A 23,667-nucleotide genomic window follows, 5' to 3' on the forward strand; every position below is an offset into this window, starting at 1 on the left:
GGCCCGAGCCGCTCGCGTTCTGTTGATACCGTGGGCGCACTGGGGCACCACCCGCCCCGCCTACTGCCATGCCCCGAACGAGGTACCCGTGACGGTCGTCGACTTCCTCCGCCTCCTGCGGGCGAACCTGCTCCTCCTCGCGCTGACCGCCCTGCTGGGGGCAGCGCTCGCCTTCGGCTACTCGGCCCTGCAGCCGCGCCTCTACGCCTCGGAGTCCACGGGCTTCCTGGCGCCCAGCAACACGGAGAACAGCGTGATCATGGGCGGCATGCCGGGCGAGTCCCGCGGCGCGTCCTACCTCGCGCTCACCAACAGCGCCGCCGTGCTGGACCGCGTGCGGGAGGAGACGGGGCAGGACGTGAGCGGCTCGCTCACCGCCGCGATGGTGCCGGACTCCAACCTCATCAAGGTGACGGCCACCTCCACCGACCCTCAGATGGCGGCCACCCTGGCCAACTCCGCCCTCAAGGCGACGGCGGACGTGGCCGCGGAGGTGGACCGGAACAGCCCGGTGGAGGTCATCCCGCTCTCGGACGCCAAGGTCCCCAGCACCCCCATCAGCCCGGACACCTCGAAGAACGTCCTCACGGGTGCCCTGGCCGGCCTGGTCCTCGGCCTGCTGTGGGCGCTGCTGCGCCGCATGCTGGACGTCAAGGTCCGCACCCGGAACGACGTGCGAGAGATCACGGGCGTCGGCGTCATCGGCTCGATCCCCGAGAACATCACCCTGGCGAAGAAGGGCGAGTCCGCCGTGGACCTCGACCCCCGCGCCGGCGAGGCGATCCGCCAGCTGCGCACCAACCTCAAGTTCGTCTCGGTGGACCACCCGCCCCGCGTGGTGGCCTTCACCAGCGCCAACCCCTCCGAGGGCAAGTCCACCGTCGCCTCCAACCTGGCCCGCGCCCTCGCCCTCGCCGGTGAGCGCGTGCTGCTGATCGACGCCGACCTGCGCCGCCCCCGTCAGCACGACCTCTTCCAGGTGCCGGGCGACGTCGGCCTCTCCGAGGTGCTCGCCGGCCAGGTTCCCGCGGACGAGGCACTGGCCGACACGGGCATCGAGAACCTCACCCTCCTGCCCGCCGGCCGGACGCCTCCGAACCCCTCCGAGCTCGTCGGCTCCGAGCGCATGCGCACCCTGCTCCAGCTGGCCTCCCAGGACTACTTCGTGGTGGTGGACAGCCCGCCTATGCTGCCCGTCACCGACGCCGCGCTCCTGTCCACCGCCGTGGACGGCACCGTGCTCGTGGTGCGCGCCGGCCAGACCCGCAAGGACCACCTGGAGGCCGCCACCGAGCTCCTCACCGGCGTGGACGCCACGGTGCTCGGGACCGTGCTGAACGGCGTGACCTCCTCCAAGCGGGGAGGGTACGGCTATGGCTACGGATACGGCGACTACCACACGTCGCACGACGCCTACCTGAAGGGCAACGACGCCCGCCCCTCCCGCGCGGAGTCCAAGCGGGCCGCCAAGGAGGCGGATCTCAGCCGGCGCGCTGAGAAGACCCCCGGCCGGCGCCGCAACAGCTGACAGCGCCCCCACTCCGACGCGAAGGGCCTCGCACCGATCATCGGTGCGAGGACCTTCGCCGAGGTGATTCGGTCCGCCGCGCTGCGGGGTTTCCGGCCGGGGTGGACTCAGCCGCGTGCGGCCAGGTGCTCGCGCAGGCGCTCGCGCTGGTCCGGGGCCGTGTAGCCGACGGCGGTCAGCGGGCCGAGGTCCATCGCGCTGTTGGCCGGGCGGGGGGCGATGCCCTCCTTGCCGGCCGTGTACTCCGCCGTGGTGGTGCCGGAGACGCGGCCGGCGTCGTGGCCGGTCTCCTCGAACACCCAGCGGGCGACCTCGTGCCAGGTGACCACGTCACCGCTGTTGGTCATGTGATAGGTGCCGGTGGGCGCCTCGGTGGTGACCAGGTGCAGCAGTGCATCGGCGAGGTCCGCCGCGAAGGTGAGCCGGCCGTGCTGGTCGTCCACCACGGACGGATTCACCCCCTTCTCCGCGAGCGCCGCCATGGTGGCCACGAAGTTCTTGCCCTCCCCGATCACCCAGGAGGTGCGCACGATCCAGTGGCGCGGAAGCACGCGCGCGGCGGCCTCGCCGGCGGCCTTGGACTGGCCGTACACACCGAGGGGGGCGAGCGGGTGGTCCACGGGGTGCTCCTGCCCCACGGGCAGGGAGCCGTCGAACACGTAGTCCGTGGAGACGTGCGCCAGGGGCACCCCGGCGTCGGCGCAGCGGCGGGCGAGCTCTGCCACGGCGGTCGCGTTGACGGCCCACGCCTGGGCGCGGCCCTCGGGGGTCTCGGCGGCATCCACGGCCGTCATGGCGGAGGCGTTGACGACGGCGTGGAGGCCGCGGAAGTGCTCGCGCGGCCAGGCGGCAGGGTCGGCTAGGTCCCACGTGGCGCGATCGTGCGCCTCGACCGGGATGCCGGCGGCCTCGGCCCGGGCGACGAGCGCGCGGCCGAGCTGCCCGCCGGCGCCGAGCACGAGGATCGGGGCGGGCGGCATGGGGGTGACGTCCCCGAGCATCGGGTGGGCGCGGTCCTTGTCCGAGAGCTCGGCGTCCTCGAGCGGGATGGGCCAGGCGATGGCCGCCGTCGGGTCCGCGAGGTTGAGGAACGTGTACCGGCCTTGCGCGTCGGCGGACCAGTGGTCATTCACCAGGTAGGTGTAGGCGGTGTCCGGCTCGAGCGTCTGGTAGGAGTTGCCCACCCCGCGCGGCACGAAGACGGCCTTCTCCGGGCCGAGCTCCACGGTGGCGACGGCGCCGAAGGACGGCCCTTCGCGCAGGTCCACCCAGGCGCCGAAGATCCGGCCGTGGGCGACGGCCACGTACTTGTCCCAGGGTTCGGCGTGGATGCCGCGGGTGGTGCCGACGGCGTCGTTGAAGGAGATGTTGTTCTGCACCGGGGCGAGCGAGGCCAGGCGGGGGTGCTCGGCGGCGAGGGCGCGGATCTTCTCCCGCTGCCAGTTCTCCTTGAACCAGCCGCGGTTGTCCCCGTGGACGTCGAGGTCGAGGACGAGCAGGCCGGGGATGGCGGTCTCGGTGATGCGCATCAGCGGTTCCCCCTCACTGGCCCTGGGCGCGGTACGTGGCCTCGACGGCGTCCTTGGCCGGGCGCCACCAGGCCTCGTTCTCGCGGTACCAGCGGACCGTGTCCGCCAGGCCGGCGCGGATGTCCGTGAACTGCGGCTCCCAGCCGAGCTCGGTGCGCAGGGCGGTGTTGTCGATCGCGTAGCGCAGGTCGTGGCCGGGGCGGTCGGCGACGAGGTCGTAGTCGTCCGCGGGGCGGTCGAAGAGCTCGAGGAGGATCTCCACGATCTCCTTGTTGTTCCTCTCCCCGTCCGAGCCGATCAGGTACGTGCGGCCGATCTCGCCGCGCTCAAGGATGCGCAGCACGGCCGAGGAGTGGTCCTCCGTGTGGATCCAGTCCCGGACGTTGACGCCCTGGCCGTAGAGGCGGGGGCGGACGCCGTCGATCAGGTTGGTGATCTGGCGCGGGATGAACTTCTCGATGTGCTGGTAGGGGCCGTAGTTGTTGGAGCAGTTGCTCAGCGTGGCCTGCACGCCGAAGGAGCGCACCCACGCGCGCACCAGGTGGTCCGAGCCGGCCTTCGAGGCCGAGTAGGGGCTGGAGGGGTTGTACGGGGTGGTCTCCGTGAACTTCGCCGGGTCGTCGAGCTCGAGGTCGCCGTAGACCTCGTCCGTGGACACGTGGTGGAACCGCTTGCCGTGCTTGCGGACCGCTTCCAGGAGGACGAAGGTTCCGACGATGTTCGTCTGGATGAACGGGGAGGGATCGTTCAGCGAATTGTCGTTGTGCGACTCCGCCGCGTAGTGCACGACGGCGTCCGACTCGGCGACCAGGCGGTCCACCAGGGCCGCGTCGCAGATGTCCCCCACCTCGAGGCGGACGCGGCCCTCGGGCAGGCCGGCGAGGTTCTCCCGGTTGCCGGCGTAGGTGAGCTTGTCCAGGACGACGACGTCGTGCCCGGTCTCGCGGACGACGTGGTGGACGAAGTTCGAGCCGATGAACCCGGCGCCGCCGGTGACGAGGATGCGCATGGGGTCACACTATCGGGAGCGCTTCAGCTCACCCATCGCCGCCTGCCCGGGCGATGCCGGTCCGTGCGGGCCGGACGACGCCTCAGGCCCAGAAGATCCCACTAGTCTGGCAAGAGGTCTCAGGACACACCCAGTCGACGATGGAGGGCCATGTTGGAGTCACCGCGGCTGTCAATCATCATTCCCTGCCACCGCAGCGGACAGCCCCTGAAGGACCAGATCACGGCTCTGCTGTTTCAAACCGATGCGCCGCCAAGGGAAATCCTGCTGTGCGACAACGGAGGAAATGCGTGGCTGCGATCCTATGTCGCCGCTCTCCGGCCCCTGCCTGATGGCGTGACCGTCCGCGTGGTCGACGCCGAGGAACATCGCGGTGCGGCCTTCGCCCGAAACCGTGGCATCAGCGAGGCGTCGGCCGACAGACTCGCGTTCTGCGACGACGACGACGTCGTCCACCCCGACTGGTGCCGGCTCGCTCACGAGTTCCTCGCCGACTTCCCCGTCGTGACCGGTGGAGTGGTGGTCAAGGAGGACATACAGCTCGCCGGCAAGTCACTCGCAGAGAAACTCGAGATGCTGGTGGCAGAGACCGTGCCAGTCCCCCCACGTCCTGCAGGGCGGGGGTCGATGGGGCCCGCCCTCATGGGCGGGAACTTCGCCGCCCGACGGGACGTCCTCCTAGCTGTTGGGGGGTTCGATGCGGCCCTCGTCCGCGGCGGCGAGGACAACGACCTAGCCTTCCGCCTCGACCGCGCCGGCGTGCCGATCACGGACTGCGGAGCCATGAGCATCATTTACGCCCGGCCCTCCGCATGGCGTGACCGCGTCCGCACGCAGGCCCAGGCGGGACGTTCACTTGCGGAGGCCGCTTCGGCGCGGGACGCTTGGCATGCGGTGCCCGAATTTGGCTCCGCACCGACCGCAGAACTGGCCCGCGCGGGCGCGGCTACGGTCGCTATGGCCACTGGGCTGAAGGCACGCGACTGGCCTGGCGCGGTCGATCGCTTAGCGACGGCTTGGGGACTCTGCGACGGGTGGACGCGCCATCGAGTTCTCCGGCGGCAGACCAAGCCGCGAATTGGTCTGGGACTGGGCTCCTCGGAGCGCCCACACAACCCGGGCACGACCGTTTTGGTGGTCGCCTACAACCACGCTCCCTACGTCATCGAGACCCTGGAGAGCATTCGACGTCAGACCGTTCCCCCGGTTCGGGTCCTCGTCGCCGATGACGCATCGCCAGGAGACGGCACTGCCGAGGTGATCCGGCGCTGGCTCGCTGACGCCCCGTCGTCGTTCGAATTCCATCCCAATGCCATCAACATGGGCCTGAACCCGACCCTTAACCGGCTGCTGGCCAAGGTGGACACCGAATTCGTCACCTACATCGCGGGTGACGACACCATGCGCGAGGATCGGATCGCGATACACGAGGATCTTCTGCGGACCGCTCCAGATGATGTCGTTCTTGCCTACAGCGACGCCGTGGTGATCGACGAGAACTCCTCGGTGCTCCACCCGTCCTCGCGCATCGAGTTCCCGTGGCCAGACGAGCCACGGCGCAGCGAGGACACCCTTGCCTGTCTCATCGAGTCCAACTGGATCCCGGCAGCGTCGTTCTTTATGCGCACAGCTGTTCTTCGAGAGAAGGGCGGCTACGCCGAGGACCTCTTCTACGAGGACTTCGAGCTCCTCACCCGTCTGGCGGCGCGATATCGCTTCGCCTACACGGAGGAGCCCCTTGTTGCCGTCAGGCGCCTGACAACCTCTCTGGGCACAGTGGGGTTCGCGCATGACAGTCCCCGTTTTGTCCGGTCCATGTTCGCGGCCTTGCGCAATGCGGAGCACGGCACATCGGAGGAGGCCAGGGAGCTTGCGCAATCACATCAGTGGGAGCTGACAAAACGGGCCGCACGCATCGGCATGCCATTGCGCGAGGTGCTGGCAATGTTTCAGGGCAGCTGGCGCGGCGCAGCGACGCCGGCCCACGCGGCCGCCCACCTTGCTCGAATGATCGGGCAGCGAGTGGCCAGCTGAGGGGGCACGAGCCTCTCCAAGGCAGGCCCCAGGGTGGACAGGGCCCGCTTAGAGCGGAGCGGGGCCGATGTGTTGGAGCAGGTGGTCGGCGCGACGCTGGGTCGTCGTTTCGAAATCGTTTGTCGCTACGAGGTCGAGACCTGCCTGCCGTGCACGAAGGAGTGCCTCGGGGTCATCGATGAGAGATCGCAGAATCTCCACCATGCCGTCGATGTCTCCCCTCGGCACCGCCCAGCCCACACCATGGCGCCGCACGAGCGGGCTCAGCGTGGCGTTCGCGTAGCCGAGCACCGGTGCACCTGATCCCAGGGACTCGAAGTAGGTACAGGACGGGTCGCCCTGGAGGTGGGGCAGCAGCATGAGGTCGACGGTGTCCCGTACGTCGTTCAGCCACTCGGTGCGGTAGTCGCGGAATCCACGGAACTGGACCCAGCCTTCCGCGCGGTCCTGCAGTGTCTCGCGCATTGGCCCGGTCCCCAGAAAGGCCATCTCCACCGGCAGACCCGCCCGGCGTGCCCGATGGGCGACTTCAAGAGCGTACTCAGGGCCCTTGATCGGGTCCAGTCGACCGGAGAAGGCCATGCGAAGAGGACCCTCGCCGTCCCATGCCCGAACGGCACGCGCGGCTGCGACGTCTGCGGCGTAGATTCGATGGTCCATGAAGGCCAGCGGGGTGGCTGACTGCTTACCATAGGCCCGGAAGGCAGCAGGTCCGTTGCACTGAAGAGATCTCGCTTTCCGAGCCTGTCTGCGTAACCCGGCCTCGACACGAAGGAGTCCGACCGCTGCACGAGCGAGCGGGATTCCGGAGGACGTCGCACGGTGGATGCCGAGACGGATGCCGTAGTCCACCTCGGCCGTCAGTACTGCGGGCGTACGGGCTTCGGTCATCCCTCTCCAATGGGGTGCCAGGAGACCCAGCGTCAGGTCCAGGCCCAGGGAATCGATCTCAGCCGGGACGGGCTGAGCTTTGACGATGTCGAAACCCAGGCTGTCGACGTCTGCGGTCACGTAGGCCAGTGGGAGCGGTTCGGGGATGTCATTCACCGCAGGCGCGAGGACGATGACCCGTCCTGGCCAACTGCGAGCCAGCTCAGTCAGGCCCGAGAATCCGCGCGCCTCCATGGCAACCAGGCCACCGGAAGAGAGGATCGGACCGGGTAGCACGTATCCGAGCCGAGGGCCCGGTGTAGACGGCACATTGAGACCGAGGGGCATCAGGCGCTTCCTTCCCCGTACCGGTCCCCGGGCACGGCGAGCCATTCCGGCAAGAGGAGTGCGGACTCAGAGTACGGATAGTGGCGTCCAAAAAACAGCGGCGCTACGACCCTGCGCGGTCGCTGCCCGGGGGGTCGAGAGGAGGCGAGGTAACCGCCCCAGTATGAAAATGTAGAATTAGCCAGGATCAGGTTATCCGCGCTCGAGACCTGGGCCAGGTCTTGGAACATGTCATGTGGCGAAGGCATCACCCGGACATCGCCGCCCGCAAACAGGTCCGACAGATGGGTCACGCACCAGTCGGGATCGTCGGAGACAAAGACCACCGGCGCCCCTCCCGGGGAGTCGATTTCTTCGATCGCCACCCGCACGAATTCACGAACGTCGAATCCGTAATGACGCCGGAATTCTGGGTTGCTGTAGTAGTCGCCGCGCCGCACGTTCACCACCGTGGCCCCCGGCGTGACGGTGCCCCAGCGATCGCTGAAGGCCGACCCCTGGAGGAGCATGTCCCGGCAGAACTGCTTCAGGTCCGGGTAGAGGAAATCCACATTGATCTCGTGACCCCATTCCACGGTCCGTGACTGGAAGAAGGAAACCTTGTCCTCCGTCACCGTCAGTTCGCGAAGTCGCGGGAATTCCTGGAGCCACGGTTCCATTTTGGGCTTGTACCTCACAAGCCAACTCACCCCGGTGGACCGTTGACGAGCCCACGCGGTCACCCACAGGAAGAGAAAATTCCCACCGTTCATGGGTTCATTTCCCCAGATCACGTACGGCTGACGCCGGCGGATCGGAGCCACACCGCGTGCGATGGCATCTCTGACGACTTGCTGCACAGGGTGATCATATCCGGCTTCTGCTCACACTGAGGGGATCCTGTACACCCACCGTGCGTACCCCTCAGACAGGACCCTCTGCTCCCGATAGCATCACAGCATGAAGGGCATCATCCTCGCCGGCGGCACGGGCTCCCGGCTGCATCCCATTACCCACGGCATCTCGAAGCAGCTCGTCCCCGTCTACGACAAGCCGATGATCTACTACCCGCTGTCCACCCTCATCCTCGCGGGCATCAGCGACATCCTTGTCATCACCACCCCACACGACGCGGAGCAGTTCCAGCGCCTCCTCGGCGACGGTTCCCAGTTCGGCGTCTCTCTGACCTATGTGCAGCAGCCTTCCCCAGACGGCCTTGCCCAGGCGTTCATCCTCGGCGAGGAGCACATCGGAACCGACCACGTCGCCCTTGTGCTCGGCGACAACATCTTCTACGGCCCCGGCATGGGCCAGCAGCTGCGCCGTCACACCCAGGTCGACGGAGCCACCGTGTTCGGTTACTGGGTCGCCGACCCGACGGCCTACGGCGTTGTGGAGTTCGACACCGAGGGGAAGGCCGTATCCCTCGAGGAGAAGCCGGCCCACCCCAAGTCGAACTACGCCGTCCCGGGGCTCTACTTCTACGACAACGACGTTGTCGAGATTGCCAGGAGTTTGAAGCCCTCAGCCCGCGGCGAGCTGGAGATCACGGACGTGAACCGCACCTACCTCGCGCGCGGCGCCCTGAACGTCGAAGTCCTCCCCCGCGGGACGGCGTGGCTCGACACCGGCACCTTCCACGACCTCAACGACGCGTCCAACTTCATTCGCACGGTCGAGTCCCGCCAGGGACTCAAGGTCGGTTCTCCTGAGGAAGTGGCGTGGCGCCAGGGGCTCCTTACAGATGAGCAGCTTCAGGAACGAGCCCAGCCACTGGTGAAATCCGGCTACGGCCGCTATCTGCTCGACCTGCTCAACACCGCAAGATGAGCATGGAAACCGTCGTGCGCGCACGAGGACATCACACCGACGCCGTCATCGTGACGGCCCTGATCGTGGCCCTTGTGGTCCTCCCCGCGATTGTTGCAGGCACCGCCGGTGCGCTCTGGATTCCTCACAACGACTCGTGGGCTCATTCACGGATCGCCGCTTCGTTTGCCGAGACCGGCCGGGTGCATCTCGTCGGATTCAACCGGGCCTCGATGGTCGGGATGATGGTGCCCCTAGGTTCGCTTGCGTCCAGCGTCGTCGGCCAGCATGTGTTCGTGATGCTCTGCGGAGCCGCCATGATCGGCTTCTCTTACGGCACGGCGCGACGGGTTCTGCCGAGGGGCCGCTCGTTGCTGGTCGCGGCGTTGGTCGGAGTAGCTCCAGGCTTTGCACTGCTGTCGACGTCCTACATGACTGATGTCCCGATGATGGCGGGCATTGCGGGTGGTCTGTACTTCGGTGCCCGCTACCTCGACGGCGGCGGCGTCCTCAACCTCATCGGGAGCATGGCGTTTGGGCTGTGGGCGACCACGGTTCGAGAGCAGGGCCTGGCAGCAGTGGCGGCGGTCGCGGTGACCGCCTGGCTCGTTCGACGGGACAGACGGCGCGTCATTTTCGTCGCCTCCCTCGTCACGCTGGTCGCTATCGCCGCCTTCGAGGTCTGGCGCCGGTCACAGCCAGGTGACGATCCGCCCATGGTCGATCCCACAGTTGGAGGCGCGGTGCGGGCCCTCGCAATGGGGGTCATGACCTTGATGTTCGTGTGTTCTCCGGCGGTCCTACTCGGCGCCTCAAAGCCGCGCTCCGCCGCGGCCTGGTCTTTCGGCACGGCAGGTGCCCTCACTACGGCAGGGCTAGTATTCCTCCTCGGGCGGGGCGCCCTGCTGGGAAATTACCTGGCCGCCGACGGCGCCTACATGGCCATGTCCCACGGCGCACGTGACACGGTGCCGGGCTGGCTTCTCTGGTGCGCCGCAGGGCTGGCGATCCTCGCCGGCACCACGGTGGCGGCCCTGTGTGGCGATGTCGTGGCGCGTGCACGTCGTCGCCCAGGCCGTCCATGGCGACCGGCTGGTCAACCCGTCGTCCTGCTCATGGCCTCGTTCTTGCTGATCTACCTCGCGGGCATCACAGTGCAGACGTTCTCGGGCCAGGCGATGTTCGAGCGGTATCTCTACCCGCTCATCGTGCCCCTGAGTGTGCTGGTGCTTCGGGCCACACGGACCCGGGCGGCCCAGAGGGCCGCCGCCGCGACGGCCGCCCTCATCGTCGTGGCCTCCACTGCCCTGGTGACTCTTCATACGTGGTCGAGCACGGGCGTCGTGTGGCAGGCGGCGGAGGAGCTCGTGGCGGAGGGGCTGGCGCCGCAGGACGTGGACGCCGGATTCGCCTGGGTAGGGCTGCACTCGAACGTGGGCGTAGCAGAAGATCCGGCTCGATCAGACGTCGTCGGCGGGTGGGCTGCACTCTTCTCCGACTCGCGTCAGTGCGCCGTCGTGTCCATGGGAGACCCCGTGGCAGCCACGGAACCCGTTCGGACGATCACCTACACGAAGTACCTGTTCTTCGGACAGGACCGTGTGGTCATCGAGCGCCTGGACCCCTGCCGCTGACGACGGCGCGGACCAAGCGGTCGCGGACTCTCGCGCCGACCGCTTCCCAGGTCAGGCGCGCTGCGTGCTGTGATGCGCGGCGCCCCGCCTCCTTGGCCACAGCCGGGTCCGCCAGACGCAGCATGGCTTCACTGACCCCCCCTGGGTCTGACGGATCCACGACGATCCCACCGTCGCCGATCATGTCTGAGGCCCCGCCCACAGTGGTCCCGATGGAGGGAATGCCCATGCGGCCGGCCTCCGCGTACACGATGCCTGCGGGCTCGAGTCGGCTGGGCACGACGAGACACGTGGCTTCGGCGAAGAGGCGTCCCAGTCGCTGTTGCGCCGCCGGCTCTGAGATGGGCAGGAGCCCGTGCACCACGACCCCGTCAGCATCGATGTTGGGGACACCCGCGCCGACCAGGTGGAGGAGGGCGTCGGGGTACAGGTCGCGCACCTGCGCAAAGGCCTTGACCACGGCGTCGCCGCGTTTACGTTCCCAGTCGTGGCCGACGAAGAGGAACCGCGGCGAACTCCAATCCTTGTCCGTGGAAGGCTGCCCCTCTCGATTGACGCCCAGCCCCGTCACCGTGATCCACTCGCGAGGAATTCCGTAGTCGTCACTGATGGAGTCAGCGACCCAGGATGTAGCCGCGAAACAGATGCCCGCCTTCTCGTAGACGCTCTGCTGCAGGCGCCGTCGTCCGTCGACGAGAGCTGGCGGCAGGTCAGGAAACGGGCCCCACGCGTGCTCGACCGCCTGGGCGATCGTCATATCCTCGAAAGTGGCGAGTCGTCGGTGGTGAACTCGGTAGCCCGTGCCGATCTGGAGGACGGCGTCCACATGGCGGGGAACGCGGTACAGTGCAGTCAGCTCCACCAGGCGGGCGTAGGCAGCACTCTCACGGCCAAGCGTCAGCAACTCGTCGGCCGTCGGGCGAAGCCGTTGTGCCGTCACCCGAGTCCAGACTCGAGCGGCAGCGGACGGCGGGGTCAGGTCCACCGGCACCACCCGGACTCCCGCCGCCTCGAGGCCCCGGATGAGACCCGCCGGAGTGCCAGACCAAGACTGGGGGTCAGTCGGGTCCCCCGGGTATGTGACGGCTACGGTGAGTGTCACCCCGGGATCGTTGGCTCGCATGTGGCCATTACACCAGACGCCGAGGGATGCTCATCGCTGTCCCGCAATTCGCGGCAGATTCGTGAGCGCATTGCGAATTCGTTGGCTGAACTCCACTTCGGAAAACTGCTCGGCGTGCGCCTGCATCGCCGCCCGGTCCCAGTCATGAGCCAGCAGACGTTCCACCCCTCCGGCCACCGCATCCACCGTCGGCTCCTCCACGAACACCCCGTTGACGCCTTCCACGATGGTGTCCAGGTAACCGCCGGCCCGTAGCGCCACGGTGGGCACGCCCCACGCGCTCGCCTCGAGCGGGGTGATGCCGAAGTCCTCGTGGCTCGCGGCGATCAGTGCCGTCGCATGTGCGTACGCCCAGCGCAGCTGCGCGTCGGTGAGGTCCTGGCCGAACACCACGTCCTCCCCCGCCATCGCCCGCAGTCGGGCCTCCTCGGGGCCCTTGCCGATCACCACGAGCGGCCGCCCCGCACGGGCCGCTGCTTCGATCGCCACGTCCACGTGCTTGTACGGCATGAGCCGCGCGACCGACAGCAGGAAGCCGTCCTCCGCCAATCGCTCGGCTCCGGGGATCGGCTCCTGCGGGCCATCCGTGCTCACGGAGTGCGGCGGGAACACGAGGTCCACGCCCTCGAGCCCGTAGACGTCTTCGATCCTCTTCTTCACTACCGTGGAGTTGGCCACATAGCGTGATCGACGCCGGATGGCCGCGCGGTCCCACCTGTGCAGACCCGGGCGCAACACGCGGGCGATCCGGCCCTTGATGCTGTTCCGACCGCCCTCGCCCAGGTAGTCGTCCAGCAGGTAGACCCAGCGCGCCGGGGTGTGGCAGTAGACGAGCGTGGCGCCGTCGTAGCGGAATCCGTGCGCCCAGCCGGAGGTCGAGACGACGGCGACCGGCTCCTTCACGCGCATCAACGAGGAGGCCAGGGGCAGGAGCGGCAGTGCCCTCCGTGGGTCCTTCCGCAGCAACCCGACCCGGTTCAGGGGCGAGGTGATGATGCGTGCGTCCTTGAACTCCGGGAAGGTCCCCTCGGGGTCGTAGAACGTCGTGTAGATGGGCGCGTCCGGCCACATCCGGTGCATGGCGAGCACCACCCGTTCCGCCCCGCCCTTCTGGGTGAGGTAGTCGTGGGCGATGGCGATCTTTGCGGGGGTCTGTTCCGACATCGTGTCTCCTCAGATGGCCCGTTGCGCGCGGTGGGGATGAGCCCGTCCGGCTTCGGCGGCACCCTCCACCTGGAGGGCGATGAGTCGACGGGCGAGCCCCCGGGGCAGGTGGTCCGCGACGGCGTCGATCAACGCACTGGAGCGCGTGAGCGTGGCCTCGGTGGTGCTCAACGCCACCAGGCGCACGGCAGCACCCCACGCGCCTCGCGGAGCACCGATGGTGCCGAGCGGTGCCGCCCCGTGCTTGCTCACGAACAGGTTCCGCGCGGCCGTGCCGTGCAGGGCCCGCACCGCCTTCGAGTGCGTCGTCACGGCGGCAGCGTGGTGCCGCGTCTCCAGCTCGGGGCGAATCACCACCGGGTAGCCTGCCGCGTGAAGCCGGTACCCGTAGTCGATGTCCTCCCACCCGTACTGTCGGTAGTCCGAGTCGTAGCCTCCGATCTGCTCGTGCAGGGCACGCGGAACGGACACGTTGCCCGCCCAGTGCCGCCACTGCCGGTCCGTTGGCAGCGCATACGCGTGCTCGCGGTGCAGGACGTCCTGGGCGTCACCGTAGGCGCGCTGATACGGGGTGGGCTCCAGGACGTTCAAGTAAAGCCCGATCGCTCCGCCGGACCCGCCCGCGTGCGCGGCCACGTGGTCGCGGATGTAGTGGGGCCCGGGCTCCAGGTCGTCGTCGGCCCGGATGAGGATGCGGCCGGACGTCGCGTCGGCACCTGCATTCAGCGCGGCGACCCGTCCGCGGTTCTCGCCGAAGACGGTCCAGCTCAGGTCCAGGCCCGGATGCTCCGCGGCCAACTGCGCGAGCATCCCTTCGGACCCGTCCACATCCCCGTCCACGACCACGTGGGCCTCGAACGGCGGGGCGTCCTCCTGCGCGGCGAGCGCGCCGATCAGGCGCGGCAACCGCTGAGCGCCGCCCCGGCTGGGGACGATCACGCTGGCCTCGGGGGCCAGGGGCGTCTCGGTCATGAGTCCTCCGCAGGTGTCATAGGGACAAGTCATCCAGGAGCTCGGCGACGGCGGCGCGGCCGGCCTCGGGTGAGAACAGCGACTCCCAGCGGCGCCGCTGTGTGTCGGCGACAGTGCTGAGGTCCGACCTTCGGGCGGCGGCCAGGGTCGACGCCAGCGCCGGGGCGTCACCCTGGGGGAACACGTACGGATGGACCGGGCCCACGACCTCCGGTAGTGCGCCCGCCTCCGACACCGCCACGGGCACCCCAGAGGCCATCGCCTCGGCCGCCACGAGGCCGAATGACTCCGCCACATGAGACGGAACGGCCAGCACGTCCACGGAAGCCAGGAACTCGGCGGTGTCCTGCCAGCCGAGCACCTGGACGTCCTCACCCGCCGCCTTCAGGGCGGTGGCAAGCCGCTCGGCCTCGTCATCCGCCACGAACCGACTCTCCCCCGCGACGCGGAACACGAAAGCACCCGGGTCGGTCTTCCGCAGCAGCGCGGCGGCCTCCAGCAGGGTGACGATGCCCTTGTCCTCGGACAGTCGGCCGAGGAAGCCCACGGTCAGCGGCTCATCGGCACCGCGGGTCCGCCCTGTCTGCGGCGTCGTCGGACCCGGAACCCAGTTGTGGAGCACGCGGGCCCCGCGGATGCGGTCCGCCGCGAATCGGGAGGGCGCGAGGACCGCGAGCGCGCCGGGACGCGCCAGGGCGGAGAACACGCGCAGAAGCGGCTTCTCGGGCACCTGGTGCAGGTGCACGATCCGGCGCGGCCGGCCAGCCAGGGCCGTGGCCGGCAGCAGCCCGTTGCACCAGGCGACGTCGTCGTCGCCGCGGCCACGGTCCCAGGCCCGCAACGCCCGCATGTACCCCAGGCGTCCGGGCCCACCCACGCGGACCACGTCGAAGCCGTCCGCGGCGAGGCGATCGGCAGTCTCGGCCGGGTGGGCCGGGGCCACGACGCCCACGTCCCGCCCCAGCTCGCGCAAGGCCGTGGCGAGGTGGTGCAGCATCACCTCGCCGCCGCCCACCTTGCCCTGGTTCGCCAGGATCCAGATGCGTCCGGTCATCGGGCCGACCCCAGGGATCGGGGATGGCCGGTCCGTGCGTCCACGACGGAGCGGACGCGGGTCAGCCCCCGCTTGGCCGCGCGGCCGAGGCGCTCCTCGCCGTACTTCTGTAGGGCCCAGGCGAGCACGGAGACCACGGCCAGGGCCAAGAGCATGGCCATGTTCCGGCCCACGTACGGCCATAGAGCATGGATGACCAGATAGCCGGGAATGACGTGGATGATGTACAGGGAGTAGCTGATCCGGCCGTAGAACTGGAAGGGCGGCGTTGTGAGGAGCCAGGTCTTTCGTCGGAGGGCCGCTACAGTGAACAAGGTTGCTGCTGCCAGCACCCAGAACCCAAGGGTCATGTCGCGCAAGACGAACGGACTCACGACAGCCGATGCAAAGGCTGCGGCCACCGCTTTTCGGTGGCGACCCGTCTCCCGTGCCAGGAACACCACCATGCCCAGGACGAACATCGGTGCGTACTCGGCAACAGTGATGTTGTTGACGAGTTTGACCCACGTGGGGTCCCCCGCTGGGCGTGGCGCTGCGGCTTGTGAAGTCACGGCCACCACCGTCCAGGACAACACAGACCAACCCAGACATGCCCACAGGACGAGACGGTCCGACAACCGGCAACGGCTGAGGATGAGGAGGGTCAAGACAAGTGCGTAGAACTGCATCTCGACCGCCAGCGTCCAGTACACGTCGACCACATCGTCGACGAGCAACCATCGTTGCACCATCGTGAGATTGACGAAGATCTGCCCCGGACTCAGCGAGTACCCCGGCACCTGAACGAGGGCGAGGATCACGACGGCGAATGCAAGCGAGAGCCAGTACGGCGGGTACAGCCGCGCCACTCGGGAGATGACGAAATCGCTGGGACGCGAGGCACGGCGCGCGGTCATGAGGATCACGAAACCGCTGATCATGAAAAACAGCTGGACCCCCGTGCCACCCCAGACGAAGTCATGAAAAGCCGGGGGATCGTCGCGGTAGTGGAAATTGTGCGTCCCGCCGAAGTGCGAGAACACCACGGCCAGCGCCGCGATCCCCCGAAGACCGTCCAGCTCCCGGAACCGGGGCCCTGGAACGCGCTTCTCGGCCGGGGCCACGGAGGCCGCCCCCGGCTCGTTCGGGCTCGCTGCGGTCATCGGGTACCCACCTTCCCCACCCGGCGCCCGAGCACCTCGAGGGTCGCCTCGGCGGTGGCGCGGGCCATGGTCTCCACGTCGCCCACGCGCACCTCGCCCGGTCCCTCCGCGGCGGCACGCATGACGGCGTCGGCGATGGCCGCCGGAGTGGTCTCGTGGACCAGGCGCTCGGGGGGCAGGATCTCCCCGTTGCCGCCCACGTCCGTGGCGACGGCGGGCAGGCCCGCGGCCGCAGCGTCGAGCAGGGTGTAGCTGAGGTTCTCCCACGCGGAGAGCTGCACCAGCACGTCGTGCTCGGCCATGGCCCCCCACGGCTCCACGAAGCCGGGCAGGTCCACCGCATCCGCGACACCGAGCGCCTCGGCCTGGGCGCGCAGCTGCCCCTCCAGGGGACCCGAGCCGGCCAGCGTCAACCGCGTCCCGGGGTCCCGGTCAAGCAAGGCGGGCAGTGCCGCGATCAGCCGGTCCAGGTTCTTCTCGGGGGCCAGCCGGGACAGGGAGAGGACCCGCAGCCCCTCCCCCGGTGTGCGCCGCTGCCCCGCGGCCGCGGCGCGCACCGCGGACACATCCACCCCGTTGCGCACCACGGTGAGGGGCGCCCCCGCACCCCACTTGCGCCGGAGCACGTCCGCGGTGGACTGCGCCACCGCGATCACGAGGTCCGTGCCGCGCAGCCGGGCGCGGTGTGCGGCGTTCTTCACCCGGGCCGCCGCGGCGCGGTTGTACAGCCCGTCGTCCGGGGCGATCCCATGCTCGGTGCTGAGCAGCGCCGGCGCACCGGCCCGCCGCCGGGCCCGCCCCGGGCCGAGCGCGGTGAACGCCGCGAGGTCGGCGTAGGCCAGGTGCGTGTGGACCGCGGCCGGGCGCAGGGTGCGCACCGTGCGCCGCAGCGTCCGCACCGAGGCGGCCAGGCCGGCGTCGGGACCGACGTCCCCGGTGAACACCGCCGCACCCTGCTCGCGCAGGCGCTCGGCGAGCGGCCCCTCGGGGCAGAGCACCGCCAGACGCAGGCCGGGCAGGCCGACGCGTGCGACGTCGAGGACGTGCCGGGCCACGCCGCCGAGGTCGGCGACCGGCACCACCCAGAGCGTCAGCGGGGCCGGGGTGGCCGTCGCCGCCGTCGGGATCACAGCCACTGCTCCAGGCGGTCCAGGGCCGTCCAGAAGCCCTCGCCGTTGTTGATGTGGCCCTGCCAGATCTCCGGGATGAAGCTCACCCCGGGGGCCAGGCGGTCCAGCTGCTCGCACAGCACGGGCCAGTCGACGTCGCCCTCCCCGATCTGCGGTCCCTCCCCGTCCACACCGGTGGCGTCCACGAGGTGCAGGTGGATGGTGTGCGGGGCCAGCTTCTCCACCATCTCCGAGAAGGGGATCCCCAGGAACGTGGACGAGAGCTTGGAGTGGGAGATGTCCAGGCACAGGGGCACCCCCGTGGCCTCCACGAACGCCACGGTGTCGTCCGGGTCCATGAAGACGTTGTGGTACTGCTGACCGCCCATCAGCCACGGGAACGGCGGCAGCGTCTGCGCGGCGATCCGGATGCCGGAGGTGTCCAGGCGCTTCACGGCCTCGGCGATGCGCTCGTACTTCGGCAGCCGCTCCTCCGGGCGGATGTGCCGGTCCAGGGTGAACCCGCCCATGGTGATGACCATGATGGGCTCCTCCTCGTGCGGGAACCAGCGCTTCAGGTCCCGGGTGATGTCGATCGTGCGCTGCACCTCGGCGATCGAGCGCTCCCACACGGCGTCGTCGTCGCTGGCCAGGTCCACGAGGAAGTCGCCGGAGAAGATGTCCGGCAGGTGGGTGGTGAAGCCTCCCGGCATGGGCTCACGGAACACCGAGTCGATGTCGATCTCGAGGTCCTTGTAGGAGAAGTGGAACTCCAGGAAGTCCGGGGTGCAGTCCTTCGTCAGCGCCTCGACGTCGTGGTACCGCACCGGCAGGCCCCAGGGGCGCCGGAACTGGAACTGGCGCCCGGTGGGCACCGTGTCCGTGAGGTCGCCGGCGAAGAAGAAGTCGCCCTCGGCCATCTCGCGGTGCACGGTGCGGCCCAGCAGACGCGGCAGCTGGTTGGGCTGCAGGCCACGGCCCGGGGACTTCACGGTCACGTCGTCGGCGGTGATCGTGGCGCCGGCCTGCAGCGGGCGGGCCGCCACCAGGGACTTGGCCAGGTTGATGCGGTTCATCGCCTCGCCCGTGGAGACCACGCGCTCGGTCCCGACGCCGATCGACTCCTCGATCTCCCGCGTCTGCCGGACCATCTGCGCGAACTCCTCCGGCAGCAGGGAGACCTTGTGGTCGTTGCCCTCGAGCCCGCGGTCCACGGTGAAGTGCTTCTCGATGATCGCAGCGCCCCGGGCCACCGCCGCCAGGGCCACGTGGAAGCCGCGCTCGTGGCCCGAGTAGCCCACCGGCGTCTGCGCGATCTCCGCGAGCCGGTCCAGGTAGGCCAGGTTCACGTCCTTGTAGGGGGCGGGGTACGTGGACTGGGCGTGCAGCATCGCGAAGGGGACGCCGAAGGAGCGCACGAGGGCCGCCGACTCGCGGATCTCCTCCTCCCGGGACATGCCGGTGGAGAGCACCATCGGCAGGTCGGAGGCGGCCGCGTCCCGCAGCAGCCCGTGGTTCGTCAGGTCCGCCGAGGCGATCTTCACGCCGTCCACCGGGTACTCGCGCAGCACCCGCATGGACGGGGCGTCCCACGGGGTGCACATCAGGGCGACGCCGGCCTCCCGGACGTGGTCGAACACCCGCACCATGTCCTCGGCGGAGAGCGAGAACTTGGCCAGCTCGTCCAGGGTGCGCTGCGCGCCCAGGTCCTCACCGGCGGTGGCCGCACCGGACTGCCGGTACAGGGCGTCCATGTCCCGCAGCTGGAACTTCACCGCGTCCGCACCCGCCTCGACGGCCAGGTCCACGAGACGGCGGGCCAGGTCCACATCACCCTGATGGTTGTTGCCGATCTCGGCGATCAGGAACGCCGGGTGGCCCTCCCCGATCCGGTGCCCGCCGATCCGCAGCTCCGCCTCCCGGTTGATCGCCAGGGCCGTCAGGCGGCCGCGCTCGTCCAGCAGCGGCAGGTGCAGCGCCCCGGCGGGCAGGGCCTCGCGCATCTCGGCCGGGGTGGCGCCCAGGGGCGCCGTCGCCGGGTCGCGATGGGCGACGTCGGCCGCGGCCACATCCAGCGACGCCTCCGGATGCGCCACGAGCCAGCGGCGCACATCCCCGTCCGTCAGGGAGCCGACGAGGAAGCCGTGGGAGTCCACCACGAACACGGTGCGCTCGCGGTTGTCGGTCATCTTCTGCAGGGCGACCAGGAGCGAGTCCTCGGGGAAGACGAGGTAGGGGGTGAGCCTGCGTTCGATGATCACTGCGCGCCTCCGGGGGTGCGGTTCGGGCCGGTGGTGGGGGTCTCGGCGGTGCGCGCGGCACCGAGGTCGGGGCGGTGCCGGAGCACCTTGTGGACCGCCAGGTACTGGTCCATCTGCTGCTCGGCCAGGGCGAAGTCCAACTCGGTGTCGATGTCCACGCCCTCGAGGTCGTCGAGCTCCAGCAGGCCGATCCGGCCGCCGAGCCGGTTGTGCAGCCGGTCGTAGACCCAGGGGCGCGTCACGTAGAGCGAGCCGTTCTCCCGGAAGCGCAGGTCCGTGCGCGTCATGTCCTGACGGCGCTTGCGGTGCGTGACGTCGAAGTCCGGGATGGGGTCCGCCGCCGGGTCCGGTGCATGGCGCCACACGAACGGGGAGACCGGCACGACGCCGACGAGGGAGTCCACGCCGGTGGCGCGGAACTGCGCGACGGCGCGGTCCAGCGTGCCGGGCAGGCGCAGCGGGCTGGTGGCCTGCAGCAGCATCACGGCCTCGGGCTCGACGCCGGCGGTGCGCTCCATGGCCAGGTGGTGCTCGATCACGGGTTCGGTGGGCGTCTCATCCTGCGCGAGCTCCGCAGGGCGCAGGCCGGGCACGTCCGCGCCGTAGCGCGTGGCCACCTCGGCGATCTCCTCGGAGTCCGTGGAGACCACCACATGCAGGTCCGCCTCCGCCTCGAGCGCGGACTGAATGGTCCACGCCACGAGCGGGTGGCCGCCGAGCAGGCGGACGTTCTTGCCCGGCAGGCCGCGGGAGCCGCCGCGCACGGGGATGACGCACAGGATGCTCATGAGGCGCTCCTCCAGAGGTCGGCCGCGATGGCAGCGGCGGGATCGGGCGTGGGCGAAGCCAGCGGCGGCGTGGGATCGGGCCGGTGGCCCGGTCTCCAGCGGCGCATGCCGTAGCGCTCCCAGAACCCCTCGAGCCACGCCGGCGGGTCGGGGTGCGTGACCCACGCGGGCCGGCCCGACTGCGCCGCCTCCAGCACGCCCGTGGAGAAGACCGAGACCACGGGGCCCGTGGTCTGCGTGAGCGGGACGTCGGAGCGGTCCGCCGTGATGCCCTGCGCCTCCCAGCGGGCGTGCTGCGCACGGGAGAGTCGGTCCTTCTCGGCCGGATGCGGGCGGTACACGGCACCGGTGACGCGGATGTAGTCCTCCGCCGCCCGGGCGAAGTCAGCACGGGGCAGCTCGGCGCCGTGCAGCTGGCCGAGGAAGACGCCGGGGCCCGCGGCGTCGGGGCCGGCGGGCCGGTGCGCCGCAGTCCGACGGGCGTCCTCCAGGAGGGCGGACCCGACCGCGCGGACGCGCACGTCGGCGCGGCCCTGCGTCCACCACGCGGCGTCCTCGGAGGTGAAGGCGTAGAGCGTGCTCTCGCGAGGCACCGGCGGGGTGGAGACGGCGAGCAGTCCGTGCTGCACCACCGCCACCTCGGCGCCGCGCTCGCGGGCCCAGCGCACGGCCGCGCGGCCAGAGGGCAGGTACTCCCCCGCCACCAGCACGCGGCGCAGCCCTGCGAGGCGGGGCAGCAGCAACGGCCCAGCGGCCGCAGGGATCGGCGTCAGGCGCACGCCCGGGGTCCGTGCCCCCGGCAACGCCGCGATCTGCTCCGCGGTGGCCTCCCCGGGGAGGACCCATCCGACGCCGGCGGCAGCCTCCGGCGGCAGGGCCGCGACGGGCGCGGCCAGCGCGGCGAGCTGCGTGGGGCCGAAGGACTCCAGCGCCAGGAGCGAGTGAACCTCCCCCTCGGGGAGCATCAGCATCGGGCTCTCGGCGCCGGCCGCGGTGCCCCGGGCGGCACGGATGGCAGAGCGCGCGGCGTCCGCAGCGCGCCGCGAGGCCGGCCACTGGGCCCGTTGCCACCGCTGCCACCGGGGCAGGTCCTCGGGCCTCCAGAACAGGGGGGCGTCAGCGCCGCCGGCCATCAGGTCCACCAGTCCTGCGCGGCGGCGGCGCGGTGCGCGAAGGTGTGCTCCGCGTGGGAGCGGCGGCGGCCGGCGGCGCGGATGCGCTCGCCCCACGCGGGCTCGCGCACCGCGCGGGAGCCCAGCTCCACGAGGTGCTCGGGGCTCTCGAACACGAGGACCTCCGCGCCGGGCTCGTAGAACTCCGCCACGTCCGCCCGGTCCACCAGTTGGAGCCCACCCATGCCGGGCACCTCGAAGGTGCGCATCGCATGGCCGGCCTGCAGGCCGTGGACGTTGATGGCGCCGGCGGCGGCGGCCTGCACGGCGTAGGCCTCGTTGAGAGGGATGTCCCGCTCGGCGGGCAGGGCCGGGCGGCGCAGCTCCCACGTCCGCAGGCGGTCCACGGGGTGGTGGCTCCACTGCCGGCCGTAGGCGCGCACGGGGACGCCCGCGGCGGCCAGGCGGGTGAGCAGCTCCACACGGTTGGGGTAGCGCGAACCCACGAACACGAGCTCGTCCCTCCGTTCGAGGGGGGGCACGTCCAGGTCCGGGTCGAAGCCGTTGGGCAGATAGTGGGCGTCCACGCCGTCGGCCGTGAGCTCGTCCGCCTCGGAGCGGGCATAGCTCAGCACGGGACCCACGGTGCGCAGGAAGTCCAGGGAGTAGTCGTGACGGTGGAGGTCGTCGTAGAGCCACAGCATGCGGGGCACGCCGAGCGCTCGGACTTCGTCCCAGAACTGCTCGCCGAGGGAGTCGCCCTTGATGACGAGCACGCGGTCGGGCCTGGCCTCGCGCAGGGCGGCGACCGCCCGCTGGGTGTCCCACGCGACGCGGGCGGCCGTGCGGTCCATGCCGACCCTCTGCGGCAGCTCCAGGAGGGCCTTGTTGCGCAGCTTCATGGCGGGGGTGGCGTACGCGTCGTAGCAGTGCACCGTGACGTCGAAGCCCTGCTGCGCCCACGCGCGGGCGATGGAGCGGTGATAGCCGTGGAAGGCGGGCGAGACGAGGAACAGGCGCTCGGTGCGGCGCCCGGCGGGCACGCCGGAGCGGGCGGGAGTGGAGCCCAGGGGCGCGGGGACGGTGTAGGTGCGGGCGGTCATCGGCGGGTCCCCCGCCAGATCAGGCGCAGCTCGTCCTTCGCCACACGGCGCGCGTCCACGTCCGTGCCCCGGGCCTGCCGAAGGGCGTTGACGGCGAGGTTGGCACCCGTGGCCGCGGTGAGCGCGGCCCTGAGCGCGCGCGGACGGCCGAACTTGCGGGCATAGCGGAACCGCGAGTCCACGAGCCACGCGCGACGCCGCAGCGGATCCGAGGAGCCGTGCAGGCCATGCGTGACGTGGATGGTGGGAATCACGATCGAGGGGATCCCCCGCCGGCGGAGCCGCTGCTGGAGGTCCACCTCCTCGGAGTTCATGAAGTAGGCCTCGTCGAAGCCCCCCACCGCGCGGACCTCGGCCATCGGCAGCAGCATCACGGCGCCCATCACCCAGTCCACGGGCACGGGCTCGGTGGCCTCAGCCGCGTGCACGTCATGGCCTACGGCCTCGTGGAGCACGTCCAGGTGACGGAAGCGGGCCAGCGGGGTCAGCCACTCGACGGTCTGGTGCAGGACCGTGGGGAAGTGGCGCCCGGACCACTGCGGGGTGCCGTCCTCGTTGACCACCTGCGGGCTCACCACGGCCGGCTGGAACGGTGCCGCCGCGGCCACGAGCGCGTCGATCTGCTCACCTGTGATGAGCGCGTCCGAGTTGAGCACGAGGGCGTACTCCGTGCGGACCTCGGCCAGACCGGTGTTCACGTTCGCGCCGAAGCCTCCGTTGGCGGGACGACGCACCACGGTGAGGCGTGCGTCGTCGCTGTCCGGGTAGGGCACGGGCGAGGCGTCATCGGCGACGACGACGCCGGCCAGGCAGGTGGACCGGGCCTCCAGGAGGGAGGCAGCCAGTGCCGCCGTGGGAGCCGGGTCCCCGTAGTGCGGGATCACCACCGTGACGGACGGTTCGGGGACGATCTCAGGCATGGGGTCCTCCGGCAGGCAGACTCAGCGGCGCGAAGGGTGCACGCTGCGGCTCCAGTATAGGCGGCGGGGCGTCGGCGGGCGCCGGCCCCGGGCCCCGCAGGCACTCCGTAGACTGGACTCGCCTCTCGGGCCCGTGCCGGAGGGAGGCGGTCGCTCGCCGTGACCTTCGCCCCGCTGCC

The 23,667-nt window shown here is 70.2% G+C and carries 19 protein-coding genes; 4 read left to right on the forward strand and 15 right to left on the reverse strand.

The genetic code is table 11. The annotated features are described in order from the left end of the window. Nucleotides 1–88: 88 nt before the first annotated feature. The gene (locus NJC10_RS05225; protein WP_319075033.1) at nucleotides 89–1,528 is read left to right on the forward strand and encodes a polysaccharide biosynthesis tyrosine autokinase; all 1,440 of its coding nucleotides are present in this window, start codon (nucleotides 89–91) and stop codon (nucleotides 1,526–1,528) included. Between the two features lie 107 nt (nucleotides 1,529–1,635). Here the strand turns inward: NJC10_RS05225 and NJC10_RS05230 are convergent, their stop codons facing one another. Next, complete coding sequence (locus NJC10_RS05230; protein WP_319075035.1) at nucleotides 1,636–3,057, reverse strand: sugar nucleotide-binding protein; 1,422 nt, start codon at nucleotides 3,055–3,057, stop codon at nucleotides 1,636–1,638. A 13-nt stretch (nucleotides 3,058–3,070) separates the two neighbouring features. Continuing rightward, on the reverse strand, nucleotides 3,071–4,066 hold the full coding sequence (gene rfbB, locus NJC10_RS05235; RefSeq protein WP_319075037.1) for a dTDP-glucose 4,6-dehydratase: 996 nt from the start codon (nucleotides 4,064–4,066) through the stop codon (nucleotides 3,071–3,073). 150 nt (nucleotides 4,067–4,216) lie between these two features. Here rfbB and NJC10_RS05240 point away from each other — a divergent pair, with 150 nt between their 5' ends. After that, nucleotides 4,217–6,100 (forward strand): glycosyltransferase family A protein, encoded by a 1,884-nt coding sequence (locus tag NJC10_RS05240; protein ID WP_319075038.1) that lies wholly within the window; start codon nucleotides 4,217–4,219, stop codon nucleotides 6,098–6,100. A gap of 48 nt (nucleotides 6,101–6,148) precedes the next feature. Here NJC10_RS05240 and NJC10_RS05245 read toward each other — a convergent pair whose 3' ends face one another. Then, entirely contained in the window at nucleotides 6,149–7,318 is a 1,170-nt protein-coding gene (locus tag NJC10_RS05245) for a glycosyltransferase (RefSeq protein WP_144081957.1), read from the reverse strand. Beyond that, nucleotides 7,318–7,977 carry an alpha-1,2-fucosyltransferase gene (locus NJC10_RS05250; protein WP_063189840.1) on the reverse strand — a complete coding sequence of 220 codons (660 nt, stop codon included), beginning with the start codon at nucleotides 7,975–7,977 and terminating at the stop codon, nucleotides 7,318–7,320. Before NJC10_RS05250 ends, NJC10_RS05245 begins: the two co-directional genes overlap by 1 nt. Nucleotides 7,978–8,257: 280 nt before the next feature. Here NJC10_RS05250 and rfbA point away from each other — a divergent pair, with 280 nt between their 5' ends. Together rfbA and NJC10_RS05260 are read left to right on the forward strand one after the other, a co-directional pair. Then, complete coding sequence (gene rfbA / locus NJC10_RS05255) at nucleotides 8,258–9,127, forward strand: glucose-1-phosphate thymidylyltransferase RfbA (protein ID WP_319075040.1); 870 nt, start codon at nucleotides 8,258–8,260, stop codon at nucleotides 9,125–9,127. Nucleotides 9,128–9,129: 2 nt separating this feature from the next. Next, a complete protein-coding gene (locus tag NJC10_RS05260) occupies nucleotides 9,130–10,740 on the forward strand; it encodes a glycosyltransferase family 39 protein (protein ID WP_036317381.1) in 1,611 nt (536 codons plus the stop codon). Here NJC10_RS05260 and NJC10_RS05265 read toward each other — a convergent pair. The 11 genes from NJC10_RS05265 to NJC10_RS05315 all read right to left on the reverse strand — a co-directional run bounded on the left by NJC10_RS05265 (nucleotide 10,712) and on the right by NJC10_RS05315 (nucleotide 23,488). Next, the gene (locus NJC10_RS05265) at nucleotides 10,712–11,602 is read right to left on the reverse strand and encodes a glycosyltransferase family 4 protein (RefSeq protein ID WP_159832909.1); all 891 of its coding nucleotides are present in this window, start codon (nucleotides 11,600–11,602) and stop codon (nucleotides 10,712–10,714) included. The genes NJC10_RS05260 and NJC10_RS05265 overlap by 29 nt on opposite strands. Nucleotides 11,603–11,893: 291 nt before the next feature. Continuing rightward, the gene (locus NJC10_RS05270) at nucleotides 11,894–13,027 is read right to left on the reverse strand and encodes a glycosyltransferase (protein WP_319075044.1); all 1,134 of its coding nucleotides are present in this window, start codon (nucleotides 13,025–13,027) and stop codon (nucleotides 11,894–11,896) included. Nucleotides 13,028–13,036: 9 nt separating this feature from the next. Then, complete coding sequence (locus NJC10_RS05275) at nucleotides 13,037–13,999, reverse strand: glycosyltransferase family A protein (RefSeq protein WP_319075046.1); 963 nt, start codon at nucleotides 13,997–13,999, stop codon at nucleotides 13,037–13,039. A 16-nt stretch (nucleotides 14,000–14,015) separates the two neighbouring features. Next, nucleotides 14,016–15,053, reverse strand: coding sequence for a glycosyltransferase (locus NJC10_RS05280; RefSeq protein ID WP_319075048.1), 1,038 nt, complete (start codon nucleotides 15,051–15,053; stop codon nucleotides 14,016–14,018). Continuing rightward, nucleotides 15,050–16,195 carry an acyltransferase gene (locus tag NJC10_RS05285; RefSeq protein ID WP_319075049.1) on the reverse strand — a complete coding sequence of 382 codons (1,146 nt, stop codon included), beginning with the start codon at nucleotides 16,193–16,195 and terminating at the stop codon, nucleotides 15,050–15,052. Before NJC10_RS05285 ends, NJC10_RS05280 begins: the two co-directional genes overlap by 4 nt. Then, nucleotides 16,192–17,331 carry a glycosyltransferase gene (locus NJC10_RS05290; protein ID WP_319075050.1) on the reverse strand — a complete coding sequence of 380 codons (1,140 nt, stop codon included), beginning with the start codon at nucleotides 17,329–17,331 and terminating at the stop codon, nucleotides 16,192–16,194. Before NJC10_RS05290 ends, NJC10_RS05285 begins: the two co-directional genes overlap by 4 nt. Further along, entirely contained in the window at nucleotides 17,322–19,565 is a 2,244-nt protein-coding gene (locus NJC10_RS05295; RefSeq protein ID WP_319075051.1) for an N-acetylneuraminate synthase family protein, read from the reverse strand. The genes NJC10_RS05290 and NJC10_RS05295 overlap by 10 nt, the downstream gene beginning before the upstream one ends. Beyond that, on the reverse strand, nucleotides 19,562–20,353 hold the full coding sequence (locus NJC10_RS05300; protein ID WP_319075052.1) for an acylneuraminate cytidylyltransferase family protein: 792 nt from the start codon (nucleotides 20,351–20,353) through the stop codon (nucleotides 19,562–19,564). The genes NJC10_RS05295 and NJC10_RS05300 overlap by 4 nt, the downstream gene beginning before the upstream one ends. Next, nucleotides 20,350–21,486 (reverse strand): RNA-binding protein, encoded by a 1,137-nt coding sequence (locus NJC10_RS05305; protein ID WP_319075053.1) that lies wholly within the window; start codon nucleotides 21,484–21,486, stop codon nucleotides 20,350–20,352. Before NJC10_RS05305 ends, NJC10_RS05300 begins: the two co-directional genes overlap by 4 nt. Continuing rightward, nucleotides 21,486–22,568 carry a glycosyltransferase gene (locus NJC10_RS05310; protein ID WP_319075055.1) on the reverse strand — a complete coding sequence of 361 codons (1,083 nt, stop codon included), beginning with the start codon at nucleotides 22,566–22,568 and terminating at the stop codon, nucleotides 21,486–21,488. The genes NJC10_RS05305 and NJC10_RS05310 overlap by 1 nt, the downstream gene beginning before the upstream one ends. Continuing rightward, on the reverse strand, nucleotides 22,565–23,488 hold the full coding sequence (locus NJC10_RS05315; RefSeq protein WP_319075056.1) for a glycosyltransferase family 2 protein: 924 nt from the start codon (nucleotides 23,486–23,488) through the stop codon (nucleotides 22,565–22,567). Before NJC10_RS05315 ends, NJC10_RS05310 begins: the two co-directional genes overlap by 4 nt. Nucleotides 23,489–23,667: the final 179 nt, after the last annotated feature.

It is taken from the genome of Micrococcus sp. M4NT (genome assembly GCF_033790745.1).
In the GTDB taxonomy this organism is placed as follows: Bacteria; Actinomycetota; Actinomycetes; order Actinomycetales; family Micrococcaceae; genus Micrococcus.